General features: G+C 58.9%; 20 protein-coding genes and 1 pseudogene. 10 read left to right on the top strand and 11 right to left on the bottom strand.

Annotated features, from left to right (window positions below):
- The first annotated feature begins 2 nt into the window (after positions 1–2).
- From M9920_15060 to M9920_15050, 3 genes are read left to right on the top strand one after another with little or no spacing between them, the layout of a single operon-like run.
- Positions 3–2,972, top strand: a complete 2,970-nt coding sequence (locus tag M9920_15060) for a tetratricopeptide repeat protein (GenBank protein ID MCO5053597.1) — start codon at positions 3–5, stop codon at positions 2,970–2,972.
- Positions 2,973–2,979: 7 nt separating this feature from the next.
- Entirely contained in the window at positions 2,980–4,146 is a 1,167-nt protein-coding gene (locus M9920_15055; GenBank protein ID MCO5053596.1) for a glycosyltransferase family 4 protein, read from the top strand.
- Positions 4,143–5,132, top strand: coding sequence for an undecaprenyl/decaprenyl-phosphate alpha-N-acetylglucosaminyl 1-phosphate transferase (locus M9920_15050; protein ID MCO5053595.1), 990 nt, complete (start codon positions 4,143–4,145; stop codon positions 5,130–5,132). The genes M9920_15055 and M9920_15050 overlap by 4 nt, the downstream gene beginning before the upstream one ends.
- Before the next feature lie 70 nt (positions 5,133–5,202).
- On the opposite strand, the gene M9920_15045 is transcribed toward M9920_15050, so the two are convergent.
- A complete protein-coding gene (locus M9920_15045; protein MCO5053594.1) occupies positions 5,203–6,951 on the bottom strand; it encodes an ADP-ribosylglycohydrolase family protein in 1,749 nt (582 codons plus the stop codon).
- A 66-nt stretch (positions 6,952–7,017) separates the two neighbouring features.
- Positions 7,018–7,326, bottom strand: a complete 309-nt coding sequence (locus M9920_15040) for a YhbY family RNA-binding protein (GenBank protein ID MCO5053593.1) — start codon at positions 7,324–7,326, stop codon at positions 7,018–7,020.
- Between the two features lie 489 nt (positions 7,327–7,815).
- On the opposite strand from M9920_15040, the gene M9920_15035 reads away from it, so the two are divergent.
- A complete protein-coding gene (locus M9920_15035; GenBank protein MCO5053592.1) occupies positions 7,816–8,844 on the top strand; it encodes a tellurite resistance/C4-dicarboxylate transporter family protein in 1,029 nt (342 codons plus the stop codon).
- Between the two features lie 65 nt (positions 8,845–8,909).
- Here M9920_15035 and M9920_15030 read toward each other — a convergent pair whose 3' ends face one another.
- Positions 8,910–9,710, bottom strand: a complete 801-nt coding sequence (locus tag M9920_15030) for an endonuclease/exonuclease/phosphatase family protein (GenBank protein ID MCO5053591.1) — start codon at positions 9,708–9,710, stop codon at positions 8,910–8,912.
- Between the two features lie 208 nt (positions 9,711–9,918).
- Here M9920_15030 and M9920_15025 point away from each other — a divergent pair, with 208 nt between their 5' ends.
- Both M9920_15025 and M9920_15020 read left to right on the top strand, forming a co-directional pair.
- Entirely contained in the window at positions 9,919–11,007 is a 1,089-nt protein-coding gene (locus tag M9920_15025; protein MCO5053590.1) for an SGNH/GDSL hydrolase family protein, read from the top strand.
- Positions 11,008–11,132: 125 nt separating this feature from the next.
- The gene (locus M9920_15020; protein MCO5053589.1) at positions 11,133–11,990 is read left to right on the top strand and encodes a DUF1080 domain-containing protein; all 858 of its coding nucleotides are present in this window, start codon (positions 11,133–11,135) and stop codon (positions 11,988–11,990) included.
- A 17-nt stretch (positions 11,991–12,007) separates the two neighbouring features.
- Here M9920_15020 and icd read toward each other — a convergent pair whose 3' ends face one another.
- On the bottom strand, positions 12,008–13,273 hold the full coding sequence (gene icd, locus M9920_15015; GenBank protein MCO5053588.1) for an NADP-dependent isocitrate dehydrogenase: 1,266 nt from the start codon (positions 13,271–13,273) through the stop codon (positions 12,008–12,010).
- A 638-nt stretch (positions 13,274–13,911) separates the two neighbouring features.
- Between icd and M9920_15010 the strand changes: the two are divergent.
- Positions 13,912–14,277, top strand: a pseudogene (locus M9920_15010) (tyrosine-type recombinase/integrase).
- A 39-nt stretch (positions 14,278–14,316) separates the two neighbouring features.
- Here the strand turns inward: M9920_15010 and M9920_15005 are convergent.
- Positions 14,317–16,113, bottom strand: a complete 1,797-nt coding sequence (locus M9920_15005) for a ClcB-like voltage-gated chloride channel protein (protein MCO5053587.1) — start codon at positions 16,111–16,113, stop codon at positions 14,317–14,319.
- A gap of 194 nt (positions 16,114–16,307) precedes the next feature.
- Between M9920_15005 and metG the strand changes: the two genes are divergently transcribed.
- Entirely contained in the window at positions 16,308–17,867 is a 1,560-nt protein-coding gene (metG, locus tag M9920_15000; GenBank protein MCO5053586.1) for a methionine--tRNA ligase, read from the top strand.
- Positions 17,868–17,941: 74 nt separating this feature from the next.
- Here the strand turns inward: metG and odhB are convergent, their stop codons facing one another.
- From odhB to M9920_14975, 5 genes are all read right to left on the bottom strand, one after another.
- Complete coding sequence (gene odhB, locus M9920_14995) at positions 17,942–19,177, bottom strand: 2-oxoglutarate dehydrogenase complex dihydrolipoyllysine-residue succinyltransferase (GenBank protein MCO5053585.1); 1,236 nt, start codon at positions 19,175–19,177, stop codon at positions 17,942–17,944.
- Positions 19,178–19,186: 9 nt separating this feature from the next.
- Positions 19,187–21,994, bottom strand: coding sequence for a 2-oxoglutarate dehydrogenase E1 component (locus M9920_14990; protein ID MCO5053584.1), 2,808 nt, complete (start codon positions 21,992–21,994; stop codon positions 19,187–19,189).
- A 275-nt stretch (positions 21,995–22,269) separates the two neighbouring features.
- Positions 22,270–22,890, bottom strand: a complete 621-nt coding sequence (locus tag M9920_14985; GenBank protein MCO5053583.1) for a transglutaminase family protein — start codon at positions 22,888–22,890, stop codon at positions 22,270–22,272.
- A 28-nt stretch (positions 22,891–22,918) separates the two neighbouring features.
- A complete protein-coding gene (locus M9920_14980; GenBank protein ID MCO5053582.1) occupies positions 22,919–23,272 on the bottom strand; it encodes a cupin domain-containing protein in 354 nt (117 codons plus the stop codon).
- A gap of 65 nt (positions 23,273–23,337) precedes the next feature.
- Positions 23,338–23,883 carry a hemerythrin domain-containing protein gene (locus tag M9920_14975; protein MCO5053581.1) on the bottom strand — a complete coding sequence of 182 codons (546 nt, stop codon included), beginning with the start codon at positions 23,881–23,883 and terminating at the stop codon, positions 23,338–23,340.
- Positions 23,884–24,148: 265 nt separating this feature from the next.
- Here M9920_14975 and M9920_14970 point away from each other — a divergent pair, with 265 nt between their 5' ends.
- Positions 24,149–24,625 (top strand): carboxymuconolactone decarboxylase family protein, encoded by a 477-nt coding sequence (locus tag M9920_14970; protein ID MCO5053580.1) that lies wholly within the window; start codon positions 24,149–24,151, stop codon positions 24,623–24,625.
- Positions 24,622–25,455 (top strand): isocitrate lyase/phosphoenolpyruvate mutase family protein, encoded by an 834-nt coding sequence (locus M9920_14965; protein ID MCO5053579.1) that lies wholly within the window; start codon positions 24,622–24,624, stop codon positions 25,453–25,455. The genes M9920_14970 and M9920_14965 overlap by 4 nt, the downstream gene beginning before the upstream one ends.
- A gap of 15 nt (positions 25,456–25,470) precedes the next feature.
- On the opposite strand, the gene M9920_14960 is transcribed toward M9920_14965, so the two are convergent.
- Positions 25,471–26,943, bottom strand: coding sequence for an alpha-L-fucosidase (locus tag M9920_14960; protein ID MCO5053578.1), 1,473 nt, complete (start codon positions 26,941–26,943; stop codon positions 25,471–25,473).
- Positions 26,944–26,994: the final 51 nt, after the last annotated feature.

Below are 26,994 nucleotides of genomic sequence, written 5' to 3'. Positions count from 1 at the left end.
GCATGACAACAGGTCACGAAAAGAAATCGTCAGCGCATTACACGATGAGCTGGCTGCCGTGGGCTCTGGCGGCCGTGGTGGCGGGAGGCTACCTGCTCACGGTCAACCGCCATCTGTCTTTTCTACCGGATTGGACTTCGGTGCAACAAATGCCGGCCGGCGTGCGCGCCCTTGGCTGGAGTTATACTCCCGACGTACTGGCCCCGATTTATTATCTGGTGACCCTGCCCATCCGGTGGCTGCCCGCCGCCTGGATTCCCTTATGCCTCAACCTCTTTTCTGTGGCCTGCGCGGCGCTGGCGTTGGGGCAACTGGCCCGCTCCGTCGCATTGCTGCCGCATGATCGAACCGCGATGCAGAAATTCCGGCTGGGGCGCACGCGCGAGTTATTGACCGGGCTGCCGTTCGCGTGGCTGCCTCCGGTGCTGGCAACCCTGGTTTGCGCGCTTGGCTTGAGTTTCTGGGAATACGGTACGAACGGTTCGGGCGAAATGTTCGATCTACTGTTGTTCGCTTACGTATTGCGCAGTTTCCTCGAGTATCGGCGCGATGAAAAGGAAGCGCGCCTGCTCCATGCCGCGTTTGTTTATGGACTGGCGCTGACCAATAATCCCGTGATGATCGCCGGCTTCCCGATTTATCTCGGCGCCTTGGTGTGGACGCGCAAACTGGAGTTTTTCAAGTTCAGCTTTCTAAGCCGCATGTTGTTCTACGGTTTGGCGGGACTCGCCTTTTATCTGCTATTACCCGCCATTGGTGCGTGGTCGGGCAGCACTGCGGCGACCTTCTGGGAACTGTTGCGCAGCAACCTGGGCACTCAACGCTGGGTGCTAACCACTCTTCCACGCGAAACCTTGCTGCTGCTCTCACTCACGTCGGTGGTTCCGGTATTTCTGCTCTCCATCCGCTGGGCGCCCCACCGTGACGCCAGCCATGTTGGTTCATTTGTCACGAACATCGCGTTTCACGTCTGCCATACCGCCATTCTGCTCGCCTGCTTGTGGGTGATTCTCGATCCCGATTTTAGTCCGCGGGAGATCGGCAAAAGCCTCCCCTTCCCCGGCGGCAACTTCGCCTTCCTGCCGCTGTATTATCTGGCGGCTTTGAGCGTCGGTTATTACAGCGGTTACCTCCTGGTCGTTTCGCAAGCTCATGAACCCGGACGGAGCGTCAAGCGGCCCGCCCTGGGTGCGCTCCGCGTCCAATGGGGCGTGGCGGCGGCATTGCTAGGTCTGCTGATTGTCACGCCGCTCATATTGCTGGATCGCAATCTCCCGCAAATCCGGTTGACCAACGGTCCCTTGCAAAGTCGCTTTGCGGCGGCGGAAGCATTCAACCTCCCGGAACACGGCGTGATTCTGAGCGATGATCCCCGCCGGCTCTGGATGGTGCAGGAGTGGCTGACACGGCAACGGCGCGCCGCCGACTATATTTTTGTCACCACCGCATGGTTGACCTCATCGGACTATCAAAAGTTTTTGCATAAAAAACATCCCGACTGGATCGTGCCTGACGATCTTGAACCCCAAGCCGCCATTCCCGAGATTAAATTGCTACGGGCGATGATGCAGATGGCGGCGGATCATCAAATCGCGTATCTGCATCCCAGCTTTGGTTATTACTTTGAAACATTTCACGCCGAGCCGAACGGTTTGGGCAGTTTGTTGCATCTGGATAAGACCAGTTCGCTGCTCGCCGCGCCGCTCTCGCCCGAATGTGTCACTCGGAACAACCGGTTTTGGACTGAAGCCGAGCATGGGTTTTTGACCACCATTCTGCCCGAGACCCGCGCCACCACTCAGCAGCCACGACTCAAGTTTCCCAAAAATCTGTATAAAAAAATCGGACTCAAGCCGCGTCAAAACCAATCCGTATCCATCCTGGGTTCGTACTGCTCCCGAAGCCTGGTCCGCTGGGGCGTCGAGTTGCAAAGGTTGAACGAATACCCCGAGGCCGCAAAGTGGTTTGCGCTGGCGGAAGAACTGAATCCGGACAATGTCGTGGCTTCCGGTAATTTGCTGTTCAACGCCCAACACCAACGCGGCGAGGCGCCGACGCTGGCCATCCCCAAGGAATTTGCAGATATCTTTGGCGAAACCCGCACTTGGGAACAGATGCTCACGGTCTTCGGCCCGTATGATCTGCCCGGCCTGGCCTATCAACAGGGTATGGTGTTTGTGCAAGGGAATTTGATTCGACAAGCCGCGCAGTATTTTGATCGCACCCGCGTCCTGGTTGCGGATGACATCGGCAGCCGTTTGTGGCTGGCCCAACTGAATCTCAATCGCGGGCTGCCGGATGAAACCATCAAGATGGTGGACGAAGTGCGTCAAATTGCGGATCGCCTTCCCGACGTTCGAACCAATCTCACGGATTTGTTCTGCATCGAAGCGGCGGCTTATCTGGCGAAAAACGACGATGCCGCCGCCAACCGGATCATCAACGAAAATCTGGCCAAGTCGCCCAACAACTTCAACCTGCTGGGCGCGGCCTGCAAAGTGTATGCGGATAATCACCGCTACACCAACGCACTGGCGTTAAGCGAACGCCTGGTACAACTCGCTCCCACCAACCTGACGTGGCTCATCAACCGCGGTTGTTTCCTCATCGAACTGTCGGATTACGATGGGGCCATTGAGTCCTTTGATCGCGCCTCGACCGTGGAGCCCAACAACTATCGCGCCATTCTCTATCGCGCCATTGCCCAATTACACGCCAACCGTTTGGACGGCGCGCAACAGGATTACGAGACCGTGCAGCGCCAGTTCCCGAAGGAGTTCGCCGTGGACTATGGCCTGGGCGAGATCGCCTTCCGCCGCCAGGACACTAATGCGGCCATTCGACATTACGAAAACTACCTCCTGAACGCACCGGCGCGAACGACCGAAGCGATCGAGGTCGCTCAACGATTGCGCGAGCTGAAAGGCGAAGCCATCGCTGCGCCGGACGCCAAAACGGCGCCCAAGCCTTAACGACGCCATGCGCGTCACCCACATCATCACCCGACTCATTGTTGGCGGCGCCCAGGAAAATACGGTCGCCACGGTGCTCGGTCTGCGTAACCAACCGGATGTAACCGTACGCCTGATTTCCGGTCCCACCACCGGCCCCGAAGGTTCGCTCGAATCCCAGGTGGCCTCCATTCCGGATTTGCTGACGGTGGTACCTTCGCTGATTCGCCCGGTGCAGCCATGGCAAGACGCGCGCGCCCGGCGGGAGTTGACTCACCAATTGCGCGAGCAGAAGCCGGACATCGTTCACACGCACAGCGGCAAGGCGGGAGTCCTGGGTCGCCTGGCGGCGGCGCGAGCAGGGGTGCCGGTGATCATTCACCACATTCACGGCCCCAGCTTCGGCCCGTTTCAAGGCGCGCTGGCGAATTTTATTTTTACCGCCGCCGAACGTTACGCGGCGAAATTCACCACGCACTTCATCGTTTCCGCCCAAGCCATGGCCAAGCGCTATCTGGCGGCGGGAATTGGCCGGCCAGAAATGTACACACGCATCTGGAGCGGTTTTGATATCGAGCCATTCCTATCGGCGACCAATGACCCCGCGCTGCGGGCGCAACTCCACATTCCGCCCAACGCGTTTGTGGTGGGGAAAATCGGCCGGCTGTTTCCGCTGAAAGGGCACGACGAAATGTTGCGCGTGTTCGCCAAATTCATCAAAGACTGTCCGCAAGCCCATCTGCTGCTGGTCGGCGACGGCGTGCTGCGCGCCAAACTGGAGGCGCAAGTGCGGCAGCTTTACCTGAGTGATAATGTCACTTTTACCGGCTTGGTCCCGCCCTCGGAAATTTCGCGCTACGTGGGTCTCATGAACTGTCTCGTTCACCTGTCACGGCGGGAAGCGTTGGGACGCGCGCTGGCTCAGGCGCTGGCCGCCGGCAAGCCGGTCATCGCTTATGATTTTGACGGCGCTGATGAAATCTGTTTGGACGGAAAGACTGGATTCCTGGTCCGCACCGGCCAGGAAGACGCGGTTGTTGAGAAGTTGCTTCAGTTGATGCGCGATGCCCGGTTGCGTCACGAACTGGGGCAGAACGGTCGGCAGTTGGTGCAAGCGCGCTTTCCCGTCAAACTCATGGTGGCAACCATTTATCGCCTGTATCAAGAGCAGTTGGCGCGCGCCTCCAACCAATGATGTTTCCCTCCAACCTCTATCTGGCAGCGTTTTGCAGCGCCTGGGCCGTCGCGTTTTTCTCCCTGCCGATCTGGCGGATTTGGTGCGGGCGGAACGGTTTTCTGGATGATCCGGGGCAGCGCAAGATCCACGCTGAACCCGTGCCACTTGCCGGCGGCTTGACGGTATTAACCGCGTTGTTGCTCCCGTTGATCGTGGCCGTTGCGATACTGAAATTCGGCTGGCTTGGCGAGGCCAGCGCGGCACCGTTGGGACATGGATTTGAACAGCGCGCGGGACAATTGCTGGCCATCGCGCTCGGCGCCATCGGCATGACGGTGGTGGGCTTGCTCGACGACCGGATCGAACTGCGTCCCGCGTCGAAATTCATCGCGCAACTGCTCATTGCCGGCGGGGTCGCAGCGGCGGGGGTGCGCATCACCCTGTTCGTTCCCCTCCCCCTCTTTAGCTACGTCATCACAATCTTGTGGCTGTTAACCATCGTGAACGCCTTCAACTTCATGGACAACATGAATGGCCTCTGCGGCGGACTGGGAGCGATCGGCGCGGCGTGGTTCGGAGGTATTGCGGCGTATCACGGACAATACCTTGTCGCACTGCTGGCGTTTCTCACCGTCGGGGCGCTGATGGGTTTTCTGCCACATAATTTCCCCCGGGCCCGCGCCTTTTTGGGGGATTCCGGCAGTCACCTGGTTGGTTATCTGCTGGCCATCATGGCGATTCTGCCGCATTTCCATTCCGAACAGCATCCGCAACCATTGGCGGTGCTGCTGCCGCTGTTTATTTTGGCGGTCCCGTTGGGCGATCTGGCCTGGGTGGTCATGCTCCGGCTGCGGCTCGGCAAGCCCTTTTACCTTGGCGATACCAATCACCTCTCCCATCGTCTCGTGCGGTTGGGTTTAAGTAAAACCACCACCGTGATGCTCATCTGGTTGTTATCCGTGGCCATCGGAAGTATCGCGGTCCTCTTACTGCGCGAGTTCTAAAAAAACCTTGGCAGATTTGCAATCAAAGCATGAGCGTACCGTTCCGCCAGCCATTCCCGATGCCGCAAGATTACCGGCTCACGATTCGTAAGTCCGCCCAATACGCCGCTTCGTAGGACCAGTCGCTGGGCTGGTTGATCAACTCCACTTTCACTCCTTGCTGACCGGCGAATCCCGACAAATCCACATCCTGCATCAGCCACGGGTCGTCGGTGGTCGTTTGCGAACTAACCGGTTTGCGCAACAATTCTTCACCATTCACGCGCACGATCAGATCAAAGTCGCCACGGGTGTCGTGTGCCACCGTGATCCGCAGCGTGCTCTTTTTGTCGACGGGTAAATTCACTTTCCGACTCAAAACGCAACCGGTCTCGCGATCCAGTGGATGCGTCAGCAGCACATTGTTTCGCCCCGCATATTCTTCACGCAAACCCGGATTCATGTCCGTGCCGCAATCATTCACCTCCCAGCCCGGTAAAATATCTCCGGCGGCCAGCGTGACGGCCCGGGGCACATTCCGCGCCGTGATCTGCGCCATTTCCTCTGGAGTGAACCGGCTGTCGGCAATGGGGCCGGGCGACCAACTGAGCACCAGCGGACTCGGTTGCGGCGACTGCACCGGAATCAGAAAAATTTCCTCGCCGTTCTCCGTGACGATTTTTCCGCCCGCGCGCAGAATCACCTGTCGGGCCAACTGCTCGCTGACCGCCAGAAGTTTGGGAAAGGTGTATTCGGTGTGGCTGAAGACTTCCAATTCATCCAGTGCGCTGGTGAAACGCGCCGGTATTTTTCCCGCGCCATAAGTGGTGAACAAAACGCCTCCGGCGCTCGAAGGATTACAATCGGAATCCTGACCCGCGCGCATTGCAATGACCATGGTGCGATCAAAATCGCGCTGACCGTAGAGCAACCCAAGCAACACGTAAGCGCCGTTGATCTTACAATCAATCCCGCCATTGGACGCTTTTTGATACTCAGGATTTTCGCGGTATTTCTGCTGACAGAGTTGCCAGGTCTTTTCCCACGCATCCGGATTCGCCTGATGCCAGGCGACCACGTCGCGCACCATTTCGGCGTACTGACAATCGCGCGGAATGGCGGCCAGCGCGGTTTCAATCAGTTGGACGGGTTCCGTTTCAAAAAACGCGGCGGCATACAACGCGCCGATGAACTGACCGGCGTACATGCCGTCGCCGTAATTCATCAGCCGGCCGAACTTCTCGCCACACTCGATCGCGAACTGCGGCAGGCCCGGTGCGATCAATCCGGAGAAGTCCGCTTCAATCTGATAGTCAATATCGTTGGGGCACTTGTTGAACTGGGGATGGCTGGAATCAGGCGGCGCAATGCCTTTGCGCAAATTGTTCCTGCCCGCATTGTTGGCGCACCAGAGCGGATAACCGCTGTTGGCAAAATCAATCCCGACCTGTCGAATCGAAGCCTCCAAGCCGTGCCGTTCAAGGGTGCGCAGAAAGGTCATTTCCACATAAAGATCGTCCTGGGGAAAAGCCGCGTTGATCAATGTCGGTTTCCACTCCGGCACTTTGTCAGCGGGGATGATGGCGTCCTCCCACTTGAACTCAGTCGGCGCGCCCCACGATACCCCGGCCATTTGTCCCAACCAACCGGCTGTCATTTTGCTCCGGTATTCGGTCACCGACAGACGACGAAATTCAACCGCGCGCGCGGCGATCGCTGTGAACAAAATCAGGCTGATCCATCCCGCAAAACTGGCGGCGCGCCACCCACATCGCTGTAACGGTCTCATGCCGTCATCATGGGCGAAAGCCGTCCGCGCGTAAATAAGAGAGCGTGCCATTTTCAATCGTCGCCACGCGCTCCAGTCCCAGACGCCGTTCGCACGCAACGGAACTGGATTCCTCAATTACCGTTCGGGCGCTTCAAGATCGGAAGCTGCTTCGACGCCGGGTTTAGGACGATAAAGCAACACGACGTTGCCCACCCGCATGATCAACTCGCTGCCACTCTGCTCGGCCAATTGCGGCGCGAGCCGTTTCTTCTCATCTTTGTGATCGTCAAATTTCACCTTGATCAATTCGTTATGTTGTAGCGCCTCCTTCAACGCGGCAAAAAACGCCGGCGACAGTCCTTCCTTGCCAACCTTCACCGCTGGCTTCAAAAACTGGCCGCGCGCTTTAAGCGAGCGGATTTGAGCATTGGTCAATTCACCCATGCCACCAATATGCCAAAGCCCCGGCCAAAAGCTTGGAAGAAAAACCGTCGTGAAAACCGTCGTAGGAAGTGCGAGGCACGCTTCACGCAAAAGAAGTCCGACACGAGGAGCGCGGACGGTCCCCCGTCCGCAGCACGTGGCAGCAAGGGAAATTACGCGAACCTCCGCAGTCTCCGTCTCTTTCCCGCGCTGCGACTGAGGATCAGTCGCGCTCCGAAGGCAGCGGGGGCCAAAGCATCAATCTTCCATTCCACTCCACCAACGCAACTTCGATATCATCACAAACTACAGCACAACAGGTCAGTTGGGATTCCGTTGATTGCCATTATCTTTTCGACTCACCGACAATTCTTTCCTTATTCTGTTCCGGTTGTGAGGCGACGCGATTGATCATTACCACAAACCAACTGGAACTGCTGCTACCGCGAAAAACTGAGTCACTCTTTGCGTGGGTCGCGATCGGTTGCCCCGGATGAAAACGGCGCGCGCATGAGCTTTTCAACCAACGAAATTCGCGCCTTGGCGCCGGGTTATTTTGCGCTGGTGATGGCGACTGGCATCGTTTCCATTGCCGCCGAAAATTCCGGTTTCCACGCCGTTGCCCACGGATTGCTCTGGCTGAACGTCGGCCAGTATCTGGTTCTCGGGATGCTCACGTTGACGCGGTGGCGGTATTTTCCACACGAATTTCGATCCGACTTGACTGATCATCAGCGCGGCCCTGGTTTTTTCACCTTGGTCGCCGGGACTGGCGTGCTGGCGGAACAATTGATTTTGCTTCAGCAAGCGTGGCGGATCGCCCTCGGACTCTGGGGACTCGCGCTCCTGCTCTGGGCGACGCTCACTTACACCATCTTCGCCGCGCTCACCGTCAAGGCGAACAAACCGTCTTTGGATCGAGGTCTCAGCGGCAACTGGCTGCTGGCCGTGGTGGCGACTCAAGCCATCGCGATCTTGAGCACGCAACTGGCATCGGGCTTCGGCGACGAGACACGATCGGTCCTGAATTTTCTGGCACTGGCCCTGTGGCTGACTGGCGGCATGGGTTACGGCCTGCTGATCACGCTGATTTTCTACCGTTGCCTGTTTTTCAAATTTTCACCCACCGACTTTTCACCGCATTACTGGATCAACATGGGCGCGGCGGCCATCTCCACGCTGGCGGGGTCGGCATTGATCGAAAGCGCGACGGCGACCGAACCGCTCGGTCCGCTACTGCCCTTCCTCAAAGGAATGACGCTCCTGTTTTGGGCGTGTGGCACTTGGTGGTTGCCCCTGCTCGCGTTACTGGCGGTCTGGCGCTACGGCTACCACCGGTTTCCGTTGACCTACGATCCGGCCGGTTGGAGCGTGGTCTTTCCATTGGGCATGTACGCCACTTGCACCTTCGGTATCGCGCGAATCCTGCAATCGGATTTTCTATTGCCGGTAGCGCAGGTGTTCGTCTATCTCGCGCTAACCGCCTGGGTGTTGACCTTTCTCGGAATGTTGCATCGGCTCGTGAAATCCAAAAGTTGAATCCGCGGCGCTCCTGCGCCCACGCGCCATTGTTCCCGGCAGCAGCCGCGCAATCCGCCGCGGCGTTATTCCAACGTCACTTCGGCCCGCAACGGAAGATGATCCAGATCGTTCAGCCCGGTGCGGGGAGCGGAGACGCGCTTGATGGTCAAGTTGGGCGAGGTGATGATGTTATCAATATGCACGTTGTTCGTTTGCGATCCGCACTTGGATGCCGCGGTGCAAAACCAGCCTTCATCACCACCGTTCGCCACCTTGAATCCCGCCGCTTTGATCTTGAGCACGTTGCGATCCGGCGCGTTCAGGTCACCGGCGCAGATCAGATACTTGTGCCGCTTCATCTCGGTGATCAACGCGTCAATGGAAGAATCATGAGCGTCTTTCTGCCAAGGCACATGCACCGACATCAGGGTGACCGTCACTCCGCCCACCGGCCACTCGGCGCGCACGGCGTAATATTCCTGGTGCGTCAAAGGCACTTCGCCGGCTTTGCTGATCGGAAAGTTCGAGGCCATCCCATTGTAGATCCAGGTGTTGCGTTTGCCGAAGACGATGTGGTCGTAGAACGGTTGCAGCAAATGTTCAGTGGCATTCAGCGTGCCGTCTTTGTCGAAGTTCAAGTTCCATTCGTTGATGAAGAAAACGTCGAATGACTGCGCCTTGATCCAACTGCGCCACCGTTCCAACGCGGCGGCAACATCGCTTTCCTGATAACCGCCCAGCTTGCCTTGGTTGAAGTGGCCCACGTTGAAAGTGCCGATGCGCAGCGTCAGCGGAAGCGTATTGGTCGCTGGAGCGGCCAGGCCAACAGAGCCGCTCAAAGTAAGTCCCACCAGGCCAAACGTGAGTACAAGCAATTTCCGCATGTTCAAATTTGTAACCGTCGTACCACCCATTTCAAAGCTGAATCCGCTCCGTTGGCCAACGCCAACTCCGCAGCGAATCGAAAAGCGGATTGATTTTTCATCAAGCTCCGCACCATCGCGACCCGTCGCATGGAGAATTATTTTTTCGACGGACGCCCCCCGGGACAATTATCATCAGCCATTCGATGCGAGACGGTCGCTATTTTTTATGAGCCACAACAACAAACGAACTCAATCTTTCATTCCCGTTGGCGGGATGGTCGCCCTGTGCGCCGTGGTCATCGGACTGGCGGGTTGCGCCACGCAATCGCGTCCTGACGCCGCGTATCAGCAAACGGGTGAATCGCTGGTCTTGATCGGGCAACAACCGAAGCATCTGGCGTTCGCCCCCGCGTTCGATCACCCGCTCGTCGTGCGCAGCACCTATCGCGCGGGCCTGACGAACACGGTGCAGTATGAAGCCGGACGTGATTACGTTCTGACCAGCGACGGCGCCATCCAGCGCACGGCGGATTCCCGCATTCTTGATTTCTCCACCAACATCCTCTTCGGCAAGGAGGATTTCGATCACAACCAATTTCCCGGCTTCGGCAACCTGCCCTTCTTCGTCTATGTGGATTACCACCATCGCGAACGCTGGACGCCGCCAGTGGCGCAACCGGAATTCTCCGCCGTCGCGCTGCCCGAGACCCGGCGAAAACTGCGGGCGGGCGACCCCGTGCGGATCGTGGCGTTCGGCGACAGCATTACCGCCGGCGGCGATGCCTCCACCCCTGACATGATTTTCTGGGCGCGCTGGGCCGACGCGTTGCGAAAGAAGTATCCGCGCGCCAGCATCGAAGCCATCAATGGCGCCACTGGTGGCGATACCACCGCGCAAGGTCTGCAACGGCTGCAAGCCAAGGTGCTGGATCAACAGCCGGACCTGGTGCTGATCGGCTTCGGTATGAACGATCACAACCGCCCCGGTTTCGGCGTGGCGCTGCCCGCTTTCGCGGACAACCTGCGTCAGATGATCAATCGCATTCGAGTGAATACGAAGGCGGAAATCATCCTCTTCTCCGCGTTCCCACCCAACCCACAATGGCGGTATGGATCGCATAACATGGAAGCCTACGCCGTCGCGACCGAAGCGGTGGCACGCGAAAAGCAATGCGCTTTTGCCGACGTTTATCAGCGCTGGCAACAGCTTGCCACCCGCAAAGCTCCCGAGGACATGCTGGCGAACGACATCAATCATCCGAACGATTTCGGTCACAATCTCTATTTTGAAGCGCTCCAGGCGCTCGGACTTTGAAGCCCGAACGACGGCGCCCTCGAGGTTCGGGCGGGATGCGGTCAGGAAAAATTGATGGTCGCAATTCGTTGCTTCGCGATTGACGTTTGCGGTGTCGCTCCGCAAGCTTTGCGAAAAATTCATCCATGCAAAAGTCCTTCATCCTGCTTTCCCTGTTGGCGGTCACCTTGATTGCGCCCGCCGCCGAACCCGAGGTCAAAAACTCGAAGCCCATCGTCCCGCATGAAGTGATCTCCCTCTTCAACGGCAAGGACCTCTCCGCTTTTTACACCTGGCTGGTGGATTATCATCGCGAAGACCCGCTCCAGGTTTTTTCGGTGGTGGACAGTTTGGACGGCGCACCCGCCATCCGCATCAGTGGAAAAATTTACGGCGGATTATACACGCGCCAGCAATACGCCAACTACCGGTTGGTCGCCGAATTCCGCTGGGGCTTGACCACTTGGGGCAGCCGCACCAACGCCACGAAGGACAGCGGCGTGGTGCTGCATTGCACCGGGCCGGATGGCAATTATTACTCGCCGACGTTCAATGGTCCGTGGATGCGCGGCTACGAATTTCAAATCATTCAAGGCGGCGTGGGCGACATCCTGGTGCTCGGCGGCTACGATCCGGATGGCTCGATTGTGAAATACTCAGCCACCCTGAACACCAGCCCGGATCGCGATGGCGAGCCGATCTGGGATCCGAAAGGCGAACCCAAAGTGTTTCAAACCGGACGCATTAATTGGTGGGGGCGCGATGTGGATTGGAAAGACCAACTCGGCTTTCGCGGGCGTCAAGATGTGGAAAGTCCCGACGGCCAGTGGACTCGCCTCGAAGTGGTTTGTCGCGGAGCGACGCTCGACTACTACGTGAACGGCCAGCGGGTCAACCACGCCACGCAACTCAGCCATCAAGCCGGGCAGTTGATTTTTCAATCCGAAGGCGCCGAAATTTACTTTCGGAAAATCGAACTGCATCCCCTGCCCGCCGCCCAGTAATCACCGGCCGTCGCCGCTTACATGTGGGCGATGAGGTTGTCGCCAAAAGCGGAACACTTGATCTCCGTGGCGCCGTCCATCAGCCGCGCAAAGTCGTACGTAACTTTCTTGGAGGCAATGGCGCCGTTCAAGCCTTTCAGAATCAAGTCCGCCGCCTCGGTCCAACCCAGGTAGCGGAACATCATTTCACCGGACAACACCACCGATCCCGGATTCACCACGTCCTTGCCCGCGTACTTCGGCGCCGTGCCGTGCGTGGCTTCAAAAATGGCGTGTCCGGTCAGATAATTGATGTTGCCACCGGGCGCGATGCCGATGCCGCCCACCTGCGCCGCCAAGGCGTCGCTGAGATAATCACCGTTGAGATTCAACGTGGCAATGACGTCAAAGTCCGTCGGCCGGGTCAACACCTGTTGCAGCGTGATGTCGGCGATGGCGTCCTTGATGACCATGCCCGCGCCGGGTTTGCCTTCCGGGATTTTGCACCACGGACCGCCGTCCACTTCCGTCGCGCCAAACTCGCGCTTGGCCAGTTCGTAACCCCAGTCGCGAAACGCGCCCTCGGTGAACTTCATGATGTTTCCCTTGTGGACAAACGTCACGCTCTTGCGGTGATTCGTGATCGCGTACTGGATCGCCGCGCGCACCAACCGCTCCGTGCCCGGCTGGCTCACCGGCTTGATGCCGATGCCCACCGCGTCCGCCTCGTTGCCAAAACGAATTTTCTTGAAGGCCGCTGGCAATTCCTGCCGCAGCAGTTCCAGGATTTTTTTCGCCTCCACCGAACCGGCCTGATAATCAATGCCCGCGTAAATGTCCTCGGTGTTTTCGCGGAAGATGACCATGTTCACCTTCTCCGGATGCTTCACCGGACTGGGCACACCTTGAAAATACTGCACCGGACGCAGACAAACGTAGAGGTCCAGCATTTGCCGCAACGCCACGTTGAGCGAGCGAATGCCGCCCCCGACCGGCGTCGTCAGCGGCCCCTTGATGCCCACCAGATATTCCTTGAACGCCGCGACCGTATCGTCGGGCAGCCAGTTATCGAATTTATTTTTCGACGCTTCGCCGGCGAACACTTCAAACCAGGAAATCTTCCGCTGGCCGCCGTAGGCCTTTTGCACCGCCGCGTCAAAGACCCGCACGCTTGCCGCCCAGATATCCGGCCCGGTCCCGTCGCCGCGAATGAACGGAACAATCGGATCGTTCGGCACGGTGAGTTTGCCAGCGTGAATGGAGATTTTGTTTCCGGCGGGTGGGGTAACGTCTTTGTAGGCCATGTGTGATTCAGAATTTCAGTTTAGAATGAGAACTCAAATTTAACGCGCTCAGGGTTGAATTTTGGCGGCGCAAATTCAAGGAAAGAAATCGTTCGCGCCGGTAATGCGCTGCATAAGTAAGCGCACACGGCCAACTCTGACCGGGCGTTTCACGAACTACCAGACACCCGTCGTCCGACGTGCGGAGCTGCAGGTGACGACCATCAAGACCGCGTGGCCGCGCTGATTGTTGCTGAATCTTGGCGCGAAGCAGTTGGAGTTCAAACGCGGAATGCGATCCAGCCGCCAATCAAGAATTTGATCCGGTAAATCTTGTTCATCCTGTCAAAAACCATGCCCGCCCTACCCATACGCTCGCACCGCCGTTGTGTCGGAAGGGACGATCTCCACGTTGTCTCCAGCTCATCATGGACGCGGTGGAACGCGTCCCTCCCCAGGGAAAGTACAACCGCGAAATACACGAAATACACGCACGGGAAGACAAGGGAATGATGGGCAAAGGAATGGGCATTGGGGGAGCACCGCCGTCTCGGCGGTAGTCGTTCGCGTCTCGCGGACGATGTCCTGTCATCCTGTCAGTTGCCCGGCATCTGGTTTCCGGGTTGGGCTGGAGTTCTCCAGCGGCAAACGAGGTTCCGGGCGTTTGGTTGCCGGAGGGCTTGGAACGGAAGTATCCGAAAGCCGGCCAGTCGTGGGAGTTGGCAGTGGTGTTTCCCATCGCGGCAGTTGCTGAACGATCCGCGCAGCGGCGTGCGTCGGCGGCATCATGGGTTGGATGCGACGTTTCAGCACGCCGTTCGCCAGGCGGCACGCGAGGCGAAGCTGGACAAACGCGTGACGCCGCACACACTGCGGCATTCGTTTGCGACTCATTTGCTGGAGAGAGGAACGGATACCGGACGGTGCAGGATTTACTGGGGCACAAGGATGTGGCGACGACGCAGATTTACACGCACGTCATGCAGAAACCGGGATTGGGAGTGAAGAGTCCGCTGGCTGGGTGAGGAGATTGAGGTTGAACTGGGATAATGAGACTACGCCACTCAAACATGCGGTTTGCGGCGCACGGCGATGGTTTCCGCAAACAGGCCGAGGACGTGCGTGCGCGACAGCGCACCGAGCAGGCGCATGCCTTTCAAGGTGCTGACCACGGGGATGTTTTGTTGCTGGCTGGCCAGCGCCAGATTCAACACGTCCACCAGGCGTTGATCCGGCGTCACCACCGGCGGCGGCGGACGCATCACGTCGCTGGCGATCACCGCCCGTAGTTCCGCCCCGGCGCCGAGATACTCTTTCAAGTCCTGTAACGCCACCACGCCCACCAGCCGGCGGTCGCCGTCAATCACCGGGATGAAATTATTGGCGCTGGTCAAAAAGCGTTTGGCGAGGTCAGGCAGCACCGTGTTCTCGGCCACGGGCGGCACGGGCGCAATCATCACGTCGCCCACCCGTTGGGCGGTGGCGAGGCCGAGCCGGTTGGCGCCGCCGGTGGTGGCAATGCCGCGTTCGCGCAACGGTTCGGTGTAGATGGAACTTTTCTCGAAGCGATTCGCCATCACGATGGCGACCACGCAACCAAGCATGAGCGGCGGCATGAGCGAGTAATCCAGGGAAATTTCAAAGACCATGATCATCGCCAGAAACGGCGAGCGGGTGGTGGCCGCAAGGACGCTGGCCATGCCGACCAGAGAAAACGCGCTGGTGGGCAGTTCGGTCACGGTGTCCAGCGCGTGCAGTCCCGCGCCGAACAAACCGCCCAGGCTCGCGCCCAAAAACAGCGTGGGCGTGAACACGCCACCCACCGTGCCCGAGCCGACGGTGAATACGGTGGCAATCAATTTGGCGAGGAATAATCCGGCGAGGATTTGCAGGGACAGTTCGTTGTGCAAAATCCGGTTGGTGACCACGTAGCCATTGCCCCAGACGCCGGGATATTCGATGGCCAACAAACCAACGGCCAATCCGCCAATGGCCATTTTGACGTAGATCGGTACCCGCACGGCGGCGAAACGGTGTTTGGCAAAGCGGATCATTTTCAGGAAGACCGCGCCCATGATTCCACAGAGGATGCCGAGAAACACGAACCAGGGCAGTTGACCGGGATTGGCGAATTCGTAGGCGGGCACCTGATACCACGGCGCGATGCCGAAGAAGCTGCGGGACACGACCGCGGCCACGGCCGACGAGAGCACCAACGGCGCAAACATCGCCATGGAAATGTTATCCAGCACGATGGTGGCGGCGAACAACGCGCCGGCGATGGGCGCATTGTAGGCGGCGGAAATGCCCGAGGCCGCGCCGCAACCAACGAGCAAACGCAACCGGTACGGCGGCCAGTGCGCGAGTTGCCCGAGCTTCGAGGCCAACGTGGCGGCCAGTTGCGTGATGCCGCCCTCGCGTCCGATGGAAGCGCCCGTGCCAATGCTGACGAGCGAGGAGAGCGCCTTGACGAGTCCCGAGCGCATGGGCAACCGCCCGTCACCGGCAACGACGGCTTCGAGCAGATTGGTTGTGCCCTGCCGACCGGCGAGGCGCAATCCCCAGTGCAACACCGCTCCCGCCACCAGACCGCCAAGGATGGGGATGGTCAGGCGCTCCCAATGCGGCAGTTCTTCGGCCACTTCCACGGGGTCGCCGAGCCGATGCAGAAAGATCATTTTGGACAATTCAATGGCGTGAAAGAACGCGAGGTTGACCAAGCCGCCGAGCAGGCCAACGACGCTGGCAATGACCAGATGCAGCGCCTCCTCACTCAGCACCACGCGTTTACGCAGTTGAAAGGCCGCGCGCCAATGACGCCGGAAAAACTCACGCGCCCGACCGATCAACCGACTGTCCATCCCACTCTGCACACGAGGAACTTACGATTTACGATACGCTTGACGAGTCTGGATTTTACCAACCAGGCATCCCGATCAATCCGCTCGGCCAACGAGCGCAAGTGATCGCGGCTTTTGGCCAAACAGTGCGCCGAGCCTGCGCGCCGGGGACTGCGATTGCCAAGACGGTTTGGCTTCGCCACACTGTCCGACGGATGAGCAAGGTCTTTTACCTCACAACCGCAATTGATTACGTCAACGGCCAGCCGCACCTCGGCCATGCCTATGAGAAGGTGATTACGGACGTAATCGCGCGGGCACACCGCAGTTTTGGCGGGAAAGTTTTCTATCTGACCGGACTGGATGAGCACGGCCAGAAAGTGCAGCAGGCGGCGGTGGCCGAGGGGCTGAACCCGCAAACGTATTGCGATCAGCTCGCGGCGGACTGGCAGGCGTTTGCCCGAAAACTGAATCTGGCCAACGACGATTTTGTGCGGACGACCCAGCCGCGGCATCGAAAGTTTGTTCAAGCCATTCTCGCCAAACTCCACGCCGCCGGTGAATTTTACACGGCCAAATACAAGGGCTTCTATTCGGCCAAGGAAGAAACTTTTTTGACGGAAAAAGATCGGCGCCCGGACGGTACGTTCGATCCGGCATACGGCGAAGTCATCGAGTTGGAGGAAACGAATTACTGGTTCCGGCTCAAACCTCATCAGCAGTGGTTGATTGATTACATCGAAGCGAACCCGACTTTCGTGCAGCCCGATTATCGCCGCAACGAAGTGCTCGGGTTTCTGAAAAACAACGAATTGGAAGACCTGTGCATCTCGCGGCCGGCGGCGCGACTCAACTGGGGTATTCCCCTGCCCTTCGACCCGGACTACGTGACGTACGTGTGGTTCGACGCGCTGGTGAATTACATCAGCATTCCGGCAAGTCTGGGCGATCCGAGCTTTGATCCGTTGCGACTGGATTATCAACCGGCGGCAAATGCGCCGCGTCCCGCGTTGTGGCCGGCGAACCTGCACGTGATCGGCAAGGACATTTTGAAATTTCACACGGTGTTCTGGCCGATCATGCTGAAGGCGATGGGGCTGCCGTTGCCGCAACAGGTACTCGTGCATGGCTGGTGGCAAAAGGATGGCGAAAAGATGAGCAAGACCACCGGGAACGTGGTGGACCCGGTGGCGGTGATTGATGATTGGGGCGTGGATGCGTTCCGCTTCTACGTCATTCGCGAACTGGCGATTGGGCCGGATGGCAATTGGACCGACGCGGGATTCAAGTCGCGTTACCACGCGGAACTGGCCAACGGCCTGGGCAACCTGATCAACCGTTCGCTGGCGATGCTGAAACGCTATCGGAAAAGCATCGTCCCCGCGCGGCATGATGAGCTGGCGGCGGAAGTGGCCCGGGCGGGTGCGGAAACGCGCGCGCACCTGGAACGGAATGAATTGCAAGCGGCGTTGATCACCATCGGGGCGCTGGTCACGCGGGCGAATCAATACGTGGATCACACCGCGCCCTTCAAGCTCGCCAAGGACCCGGCGCAGGCACAACGCCTGGACGAGGTGCTTTACAATTTGGTGGAGGTTTGCCGGGTACTGGCCGTTTTGCTGTGGCCCTTTCTGCCGCAGACGGCGACCAAGATTTTCGCCCAACTGGGTTTGCCGGGAGAACCGGATCAATTCGCATTAATCGCCTGGGGCGGCTTGTCTGCGGGACATCAATGCGGCGACCCCGTGCCGTTGTTTCCGCGCCGCGACGACTAACCGCGCTGGCGGTGGTCGGGGCGCCGCGACAGAAGCTTGTTCCGGCTGGAGCCGGTTCGCTTCACGCTGTCGCGCTAAACTTCCAGCAACAGACGTTCGGGGTTTTCCACGCCGTCTTTGACGCGGCGCAGGAACTGCACGGCTTCCTTGCCATCCACAATCCGATGATCGTAAGTGAGGGCCACGTACATCATCGGACGGATGACCACCTGGCCATTCACCGCGACGGGCCGTTCCTGAATGGTGTGCATGCCCAGAATGCCGCTTTGCGGCGGATTGACCAGCGGCGTCGAAAGCAGTGAGCCAAAGACTCCGCCGTTCGTGATGGTGAAGGTGCCGCCTTCGAGTTCTTCCGGTCGGATTTTGCCGTCGCGAGCGCGTTGCGCAAAATCAATGATGGCGCGTTCGATCTCCGCGAAGCTCAACCGATCCGCGTCGGCCAGCACCGGCACGACCAGGCCGCGGTCCGTGCTGACGGCCAGGCCGATGTCGTGATAGTTATGATAAACGATGTCCGAATCGCGGATGATGGCGTTCAAACCGGGGAACTGTTTCAGTCCGTCAATCACGGCTTTAACAAAGAACGACATGAAACCCAGCTTGACGCCGTGCTTTTTCTGGAAGGTTTCCTGATACTGGCGACGCAGCGCGATGATGGAAGACATGTCCACCTCGTTGAACGTGGTCAATAACGCTGCCGTGTGCTGCGCCGCCACCAGTCGTTTGGCGATGGTGCGACGCAATAAACTCATGCGCACGACCTGTTGCTCGCGGCTGATGGCCGGGGACGTAGCCGGAACGAGAGGCGTGGTCGGTGCGGAGGTCGGCGCCGCTGTCGGACTCGCAGATGCCGGCGCCGCTGACTGCGGATGTGCGGCAACGTATTGCAACACGTCCTGCTTCGACACCCGTCCGCCGGGGCCGGTTCCCGCGACTTCATTCGCCTGCAATCCGTGCTCGGCCAAAACTTTCTCCGCCAGGGGCGTGGCGCGCGAGCGAGCGGCGGCGGCCGGCTCGGTCGGGGTGGCTGGTGTGGTCGGCGCCGAGGCTGGTTTGCCTGACGCTGCAATTTGGCCCGCCTCGAGCAAGGCAATCACGTCGCCGACTTTGACGGTCGAACCGGTCGGTTGCAAAATTTTGCTCAATCGTCCGGCGGCGGGTGCGGGCAATTCCACCGTGGCTTTTTCGGTTTCGATGACGACCAGATTTTCGTCCTTCGCCACCGCGGCGCCCTCGGCTTTGAGCCAGTCGCCTATTTCTACTTCGGTGATGGATTCGCCGACTGCCGGCACTTTTAGTTCAATGGCCATAAAATCAAATCATTCTCCCAACGCGGCGGCAACCAGCGCCGCTTGTTTCAATTTGTGCGCCTTTGCGGACCCGGTGGCCGGGCTGGGCGAGCGCGGTCGCGAAATCAACGCCAGCGGCCAGCGACCGAGCAAGCGGTCGCCGAAGCGCATCCGAATTTCGCGCCAGGCGCCCATGTTCTCCGGTTCTTCCTGCACCCAAAATACCGGCGTGGTTTCCGGATATTGGCGCAACGCGGCTTCGAGCAGGGTTTCAGGGAACGGATATAACTGTTCCACTCGCAAAATCGCGACCTCGTTGCGCTGGGTTTTCTCCCGCTGTTCCGCCAGTTCGAAATACACTTTGCCGCTGCACAGCAACACCCGTTTGGTTTTCGTCGCCGCCGCGGCGGGCCGGGCGTCAGGGATGACCCGCTGGAACTGGCCCGCAGCCAGTTCGGCCAGGGTGGAAACGGATTGAGGATGACGCAACAAACTTTTCGGCGTCATGATGATCAGCGGTTTGCGCCAGCGGCGCAGCGCCTGCCGTCGCAACAGATGAAAATACTGGGCGGGTGTGGTGGGATACACAACCTGGATGTTGTCCTCGGCGGCTTGTTGAAGAAATCGCTCCAGACGCGCGCTGGAATGTTCCGGCCCTTGCCCTTCCAAACCATGCGGCAGCAACATTACAAGTCCGCTCAAGTGATCCCACTTCTTTTCCGCGCTGACGATAAACTGATCAATGATGACCTGCGCCGCGTTGACGAAATCGCCAAACTGCGCTTCCCATAAAATGAGGCCGTTCGGGCAGTCCAGACTATAACCGTAATCGAAACCGAGTACGCCGGTCTCGGAAAGCGGGCTGTTCCAGATGTCCACCGGCGCTTGATCCGGCGCGAGATGTTGCAGGGGCGTGTAAAGCTGGCCGTTCTCGTGATCATGCAACACGGCGTGCCGATGGCTGAACGTGCCGCGCCCGCTATCCTCACCACTCAACCGCACCCGCACCCCTTCCGTCGCCAACGTGCCGAACGCCAGCGATTCCGCCGCCGCCCAATCGAGCGCGTGTTGGCCGCGAGCCATTTGCTTGCGCGTTTCCAACCAGCGCACGATTTTCGGATGCGGATGAAAGTCCGCCGGCAATTCGGTTTGCGCGGCCAGCAATGCGGCCAGTCGGGACAGCTCCGCACCGGTGGCGACCTCCTCCACGGGTTCGGGTCCGCCAAAGAAATTCTTCCATTTGCGGGAACGCTCGAAGTTAAGCTGAGTCCCGGGTTCACTGCGCGCTTCCGCCAGATTCTGTTCCAATGCGGCCTGCCGATGTTCGGCGATCTGATCCGCTTCGGCACGGGTCACTTCACCGAGTTTGAGCAGGTGTTCCAAATAACCTTCACGCACCGGTTTCCGCTTGGCGATGCGCCGATACAACATCGGTTGCGTGAACGTCGGTTCATCGCTTTCGTTGTGACCCAGCCGGCGGTAGCCATACATGTCAATAACCACATCAAGTTTGAATTTCGCGCGAAATTCCAACGCCAGTAAAACGCATTGCGCCACGGCTTCCGGGTCTTCGCCGTTCACGTGAAAGATGGGCGCCGGGAGCATTTTGGCGACGCTGGTGGCGTACATGGTCGAGCGCCCTTCCTTGGGGCGCGTGGTGAATCCGATCTGGTTGTTCACCACGATGTGCAACGTGCCGCCAACGGTGTAACCGGCCACGCGGCTCAAATTCAGCGTCTCCTGCACCACGCCTTCGCCGATGAAGGCCGCATCTCCATGAATCAACACCGTCATGCTGCGGGTGCGTTCGGTGTCGCCCTTCAAATCCTGGCGCGCGCGCACCCGCCCCGTGGCCACGGGATTGACAAATTCCAAGTGACTCGGATTGAAGCACAGCGAGAGATGCACCTGCTTGCCGGTGGCCGTCGTCCAGTCATTGCTGTAACCGAGGTGATACTTCACATCGCCGCCGCTGGTATCCTTGGACTTTGCGCCGGTGTCCTCAAACTCGCGGAAGATTTCGCGCGGGCTTTTTCCGATGATATTGGCGAGCACGTTCAACCGCCCGCGATGCGCCATGCCCAGAACGATGTCGTCCACGCCTTGCTCCCCGGCCCGTTCAATCGCCAGATCGAGCAACGGGATCAAACTTTCGCAACCCTCCAATGAAAAGCTTTTCGCGCCGATGAACTTCTTGCGGATGAATTCCTCGAACATCACGGCGTCGGTCAACCGCGTGAGAATCCGCAACTGCTCCTGGCGGCTCAATGCCAGCCGGTTTTGGGAGCGCTCGATTTTTTCCTGCAACCACAACCGCATTTCGTAGTTGTCAATGTGCATGAACTGCACGCCGATGGTGCGGCAGTAGGTGTTGCGCAGGCGCTCAATGATTTCCCGCAACGTCAGCAGGCGATCCGGCTCCATCGTGACGCAGGCGAAGAGACGGTCCTGATCCGCCTCGGTCAAACCGTGATAGGCGGGGTCCAATTCCGGGGGCGTGGCCTTGAGTTGTTCCAGCGGATCAATCTGCGCGACGATGTGCCCGCGCATCCGGTAACTGCGGATCAGCGCATCCACCAGTTCCTGGCGACCGGCAATGCTGGAAACTTCATGGTGCGTAAAACCGGTGCGCCGATCCGCGGGTGGATTAAAGACACTGTAAGTCGTGAAATTGGGCCGGGCGACGAATTGTTTCTCCGCCGCGTCCCCGTTCACCAAGCCGGCAAAATAGCGGCGCCATTCGGGCGGCACGGAAGCTGGGTCACGCAAAAAATCGGCATATAAACCTTCCACCCAGGCGAGGCTTATGTGATTGAGATCAACCGGCGCATCAACCATAAACAAGTAAAATCAACCGTCGCGATTCAATATGCTCAAACGGCCTGGGTTTGAAAATGTTAATCGGGCCCAGCGGATGAAATTGAAGCAAACGAGTCGAATTCGCTTCGGTCGTATTAGAAAAGGTTTACTTGGACTCATTTCACCCGGATTAAACCAAGCAAAACCAGTGCCGGAAAAGCTCGCAACCTGAACCCAGCTTGACGCCCATGAAGCTCGGCTCAGCACGTTCGCGAGTCGGTAAGCCAACGTGAAAGCGTAAGGTCTGCCGGGCGTCACAGCGTGCTCGGGTCCAACGCCGCGGGGCGATTGTGGAACAAGGCGTGACCGTCGGCGGAATCGCGCATGGACGCCAGGACTTCCGCGCGGGGTGCGACGAACACATACGGATAATCCACTTCGCCCAGTTCGGGACGGATCGGATAGGCCAGTTGTTCGCGCTCGATGCTGAACTGGGAGTTGACGCCCGGTTTGTTGCCGCGCGGATCAAGTCGAAACCACACTTGGCGGCTCGGCAAATACACCGCGTTCAATCCATGCAAAGCGTAACCGGATTCCGGCGTGCCCTTGCGCAGAACGCGTTGATAGCAAAATCCCGTCGGGATGCGCAGGCCGCGCAGCAGAGCCGCCAGCAGATGCGCTTTGGCAAAACAAATGCCTTCATGCCCAGCCAAGGCTTCGGAAGCCGAGATGGTGACAGCCGCGCTGTTCAAATCAAAGGAGTGCGCAATTTGATCGCGCACAAACTCGAAGGCCAATCGGGCTTGCGCCACGTCGGTGGCGGCTTCGCGACGAATCGCGACAAGCTTGGCCGCTACCAACGGCGATTGAAAATCAATCACGTCGGAGGATGACAGATACGCGTTTGGATCCGAGGTCTCGAAAATGAACTGCATGCCGCTCACCTGCGCGCTTTCGTCCGCTTCAACCGCGGATCATGGTCAACACCATTTTGAACGGTTTGACGGCCGCCAAGGCGTGCGGCTGTTGCGCCGGCATCAGGATCGCTTCGCCCGCGTGAACCCGATGCGGCTTGCCGGCAATGGTGATTTCCGCCTCGCCTTCGACGACTTGCACGAGCGCGTCAAACGGCGAAGTGTGCTCGCTCAATTCCTCGCCGACATCAAAGGCAAACAGCGTGACGCGCCCGGCGGCGCCTTTGAGAATTTCCCGGCTGACGACGGCGCCGCTTTGATAATCCACCAGACCCGCAAGCTGGAAGGCTCGGGCCGGCTCGATTTTCGATCGGACCGCGGGTGGCGTTTTGGCGTTGGACATAAAGTTCCCTTGGAGCTTGCTAATTTCAGGTAGTGGCCGCGGGTTAATCCCGCGTCAGAGGATAACTAGGACGCCAGTTGCGTGGCAAATTGTTCCAGTCGCGTTACAACTTCCGCGCCCAGCTTACGATCCAGGGCGGCAAATTTATCCAGCAAGGCTTGGTTATCCGCGCCCGTGACCAATTTTTCAGCCATCGGAAAAACCATCGCGTCTTCCATCCACAGGTGATGCCGGTAGAGTTGCACGATTTCCTGAAGCGACCGACGCAAGGCGTCACCCGCACCGCTCTGCTTTTGTTCGTACGCGTGGATGCGCTCGCCAAACGCGGCCAACATCGCGCGGCCCTTGGCGTGATCGTTGTTCAAGCCGCCAATCGGACAGCCTTGCGGCGGCACGCCGCGCTGAACCAGCAACGGAAAGAACAACGCTTCTTCGCGCTGATGATGGCGTTCATCCGCATAGACGCGCAAAAATTCCACACTCTTCCGCAGTAACTCGACACTGGGAGATTCCTGCTTTTCCAGTTGGATCGCCGCCGCGTGCAGCGCGTTGATCACGGTTTCAATATGCCGATGCTCGGCGCTCATTTGTTCGATGGCGGTTGCACTCATTATTTTATTTCTCCGCTACCAGCCTTGGGCAGAATCGGGGTGCGTTCTTTGACCTGAATCAAAATTCCGCTGAATCCTCCCTGCGAACCGCTCGCCATCGCGCAGCCGAAGCGTCCCTTGGCTTGACGCGGTCGAAAAATACAGCACTGCTGTTACAGCGGTTTGACGGACAGCGAGACCGACTTCGCTGGGCCTCACAAAAGATTGCCGATGCCGACAAGCCGCGAATACGAAAGACACATTCATAACCAAGAAAGAAAACATCATGCAACCACGACTCATTTACGGGGAAGTCGCTCCAGACGGACAAAAAGCCATGCTCGGACTCGAACTCTATGCGCGCCGCAGCGGGCTGGAACATTCGCTGCTCGAACTGGTCAAGACGCGCGCATCCCAAATCAACGGCTGCGGTTTTTGCCTCGATATGCACACCAAGGATGCCCGCGCCGCCGGCGAAACCGAGCAACGTCTTTACACGCTCTCGGTCTGGCACGAGACCCCGTTCTTCACCGAGCGCGAACGCGCGGCGTTGGCGTGGACCGAGGCCGTGACTCGCGTCGCGGAATCGCAAGTACCCGATTCCGTTTATGAACAGGCGCGCAAACAATTTTCCGAGAAGGAACTGGTGGACCTGACGCTGGCCATCATCGCGATCAACGGTTGGAATCGGCTCGCCATCAGCTTCCGCAGCGTTCCGGGCACGTACCAAGTCGGGCAACATCAAGTCAAGGCGAAGGCGTGAATTTAGAGTGGCAACGGGCGCGCGCCGCGAAGCTGCGTGAATTGCATCAAGGGCCTAAAACCCTGGTCCTGCCGAACGCGTGGGATTGCGTCAGCGCGCGGTTATTCGAACAGGCGGGCTTTCCCGCCCTGGCCACGACGAGCGGCGGCGTGGCGGCGGTCCTGGGTTATCCCGACGGTCAACGCATCAGTGCGAGCGAAATGTTGCTGATGGTCGGCCGCATCGCCGCTACGGTTTCCGTTCCCGTTACCGCCGACCTCGAAGCGGGTTACGGCACCACTCCGGACGCTGTTGCCGAAACAATCCGGCAAGCCATCAACCTCGGCGTTGCGGGGGCAAACCTTGAAGATGGTCGTGGCCCGCATCAACCGCTCGCCGACCTCACTTACCAGGTCGAGGTGATCAAAGCCGTACGCGCGGTGGCCAACGCGGCTGCCACGCCGTTCGTCATCAATGCGCGGTTGGATGTGTTTTTGCGCGGCAACGGCAGCGATGCCGAACGCTTTAATGAAGCCGTTCGGCGCGCTCATGCCTATTGCGAGGCCGGTGCGGATTGCATTTTCCCAATGGGGTTGCGCGACCGTGAAACCATCGTCCGCTTGTTACGCGAAGTGAAATGTCCGGTGAACATCATCATCGGGCCGGGGTCGCCCCCGCTGGCCGAGCTGGAACAAATCGGAGTGCGCCGCGTGACCTTTGGCAGTGCGTTGACCCGCGCCACCCTGCCCTGCATGCAACGCTTGGCGCAGGACCTTCGCGCGACGGGCAATTCGGAATTGCTCGCGCAAACCGAATTCACCCACGCAATCGTCAACGCATTATTTCAGTAAAAACGGCCGGAGCGGTTATGTCCCGGAATCTTCCAAGAACACGCCAAGTTCGCTAAGCGCCGGACAAGCCGCGGCTTTAATGACGCGCAGCCGCAGTTTGGTGGTGATGACGGGACGCGTGCGCACCAACCGGCAATTGCCAATGCTGGTGGCCGTGGCGAATTCCACCCAACCCTCATTCTGCCAATGATCCAAAGCCAAAGCTTCGATCCGCTGTCCCAACGGCAGATATTCGCGCAACCGCACGATATTGAACGAAGTGGCCTTGCCAAAATCCAAAATCAGTTCCGGCGTTTTGATCGCGTCATCCGTCGCCCAATAGGTGTCGCGGCGGCCATCAACCAGATTCGCCGTTCCGAACGTCCGCGCGTTGCCCCGTACATTGGAAGCCTGGATTTTAGCTGAAGGCGCCAAGTCGGTTTTGAACATGGCCTGAAGCCGGCGGTGACATTCCGTAAGCGACCGCACATCCACTTCGGGAATCTGTCCGCGCCGATCCGGCGGCAGATTCAACAGGAACGAAGCGCCGCGGCCTACCGAGGCGAAATAGAGCTTCAGGAGTTGTTCCGGTGATTTCACCCGCGCGTCTTCCTGGGCGTGATAAAACCAGCCGGGACGGATGGAAACGTCGCACTCGGCGGGCAGCCAATCGGTACCGGGGCGATCGCCGTGGTTCAACCGCTCGGTATCGGCGTGACCGGGCGCAAAGTCGGCGCGATTCAATGTGGCCCAGCAAGTTTCACCCGCTTCACCACGTTCGTTGCCCACCCAACGGACGTCCGGCCCGGCGTCGCTGAAAATGGAGGCCATTGGTTGTAGCTCCCGCACGATCGGCCAGGTGTTTGCCCAATCGTAGTAGGTGCGGTTGTCAATCTTCCGGGCCTCCCGCGCGCCACCATAGTAACCGTCACCGCCATTGGCGCCATCGAACCACACCTCGAAGATGTCGCCGTAATTGGCGAGCAACTCGCGCAGTTGGTTGCGGTAATAAGTGATGTATTCCGATCGCCCATACTCGGAATGATTGCGATCCCAAGGAGACAAATAGACCCCGAATTTCAAGTGGTGCTGACGGCAGGCGGCGGCGAGTTCCCCAACCACATCACCCCGCCCCTCGCGCCAGGGACTGTGCTTCACCGAATGTTCCGTGTATTGCGAAGGCCACAGACAAAACCCGTCATGGTGTTTGGCGGTGAGGATCAAGCCTTTCATGCCCGCGCCCGCCGCGGTGCGCGCAATTTGATCCGCACTGAAATCAGAGGGATTAAACAAGGCCGGGGATTCATCGCCATAACCCCATTCCTTGTCGGTGAAGGTGTTGATGGTGAAATGAATGAACCCGTAAAATTCCAACTCGTGCCACGCCAACTGCCGTGGAGTGGGCACCGGGCCATACGGTTCTGGAGCTTGGACGGAATCCTCAGCGCACGTCTCAAAACTGACAGCACCCACGACGACGAGGAACAGGAGGATCGCAATCTTCTTCATTTCAGTTCAATTATACAGGTCATGCGGACGGACGGTTCGGCTTCCATTTCT

The organism is Verrucomicrobiia bacterium (assembly GCA_023953615.1).
Taxonomy (GTDB): Bacteria; Verrucomicrobiota; Verrucomicrobiia; order Limisphaerales; family JADLHS01; genus JADLHS01.
This window is presented reverse-complemented; position numbering and strand designations above follow the sequence as displayed.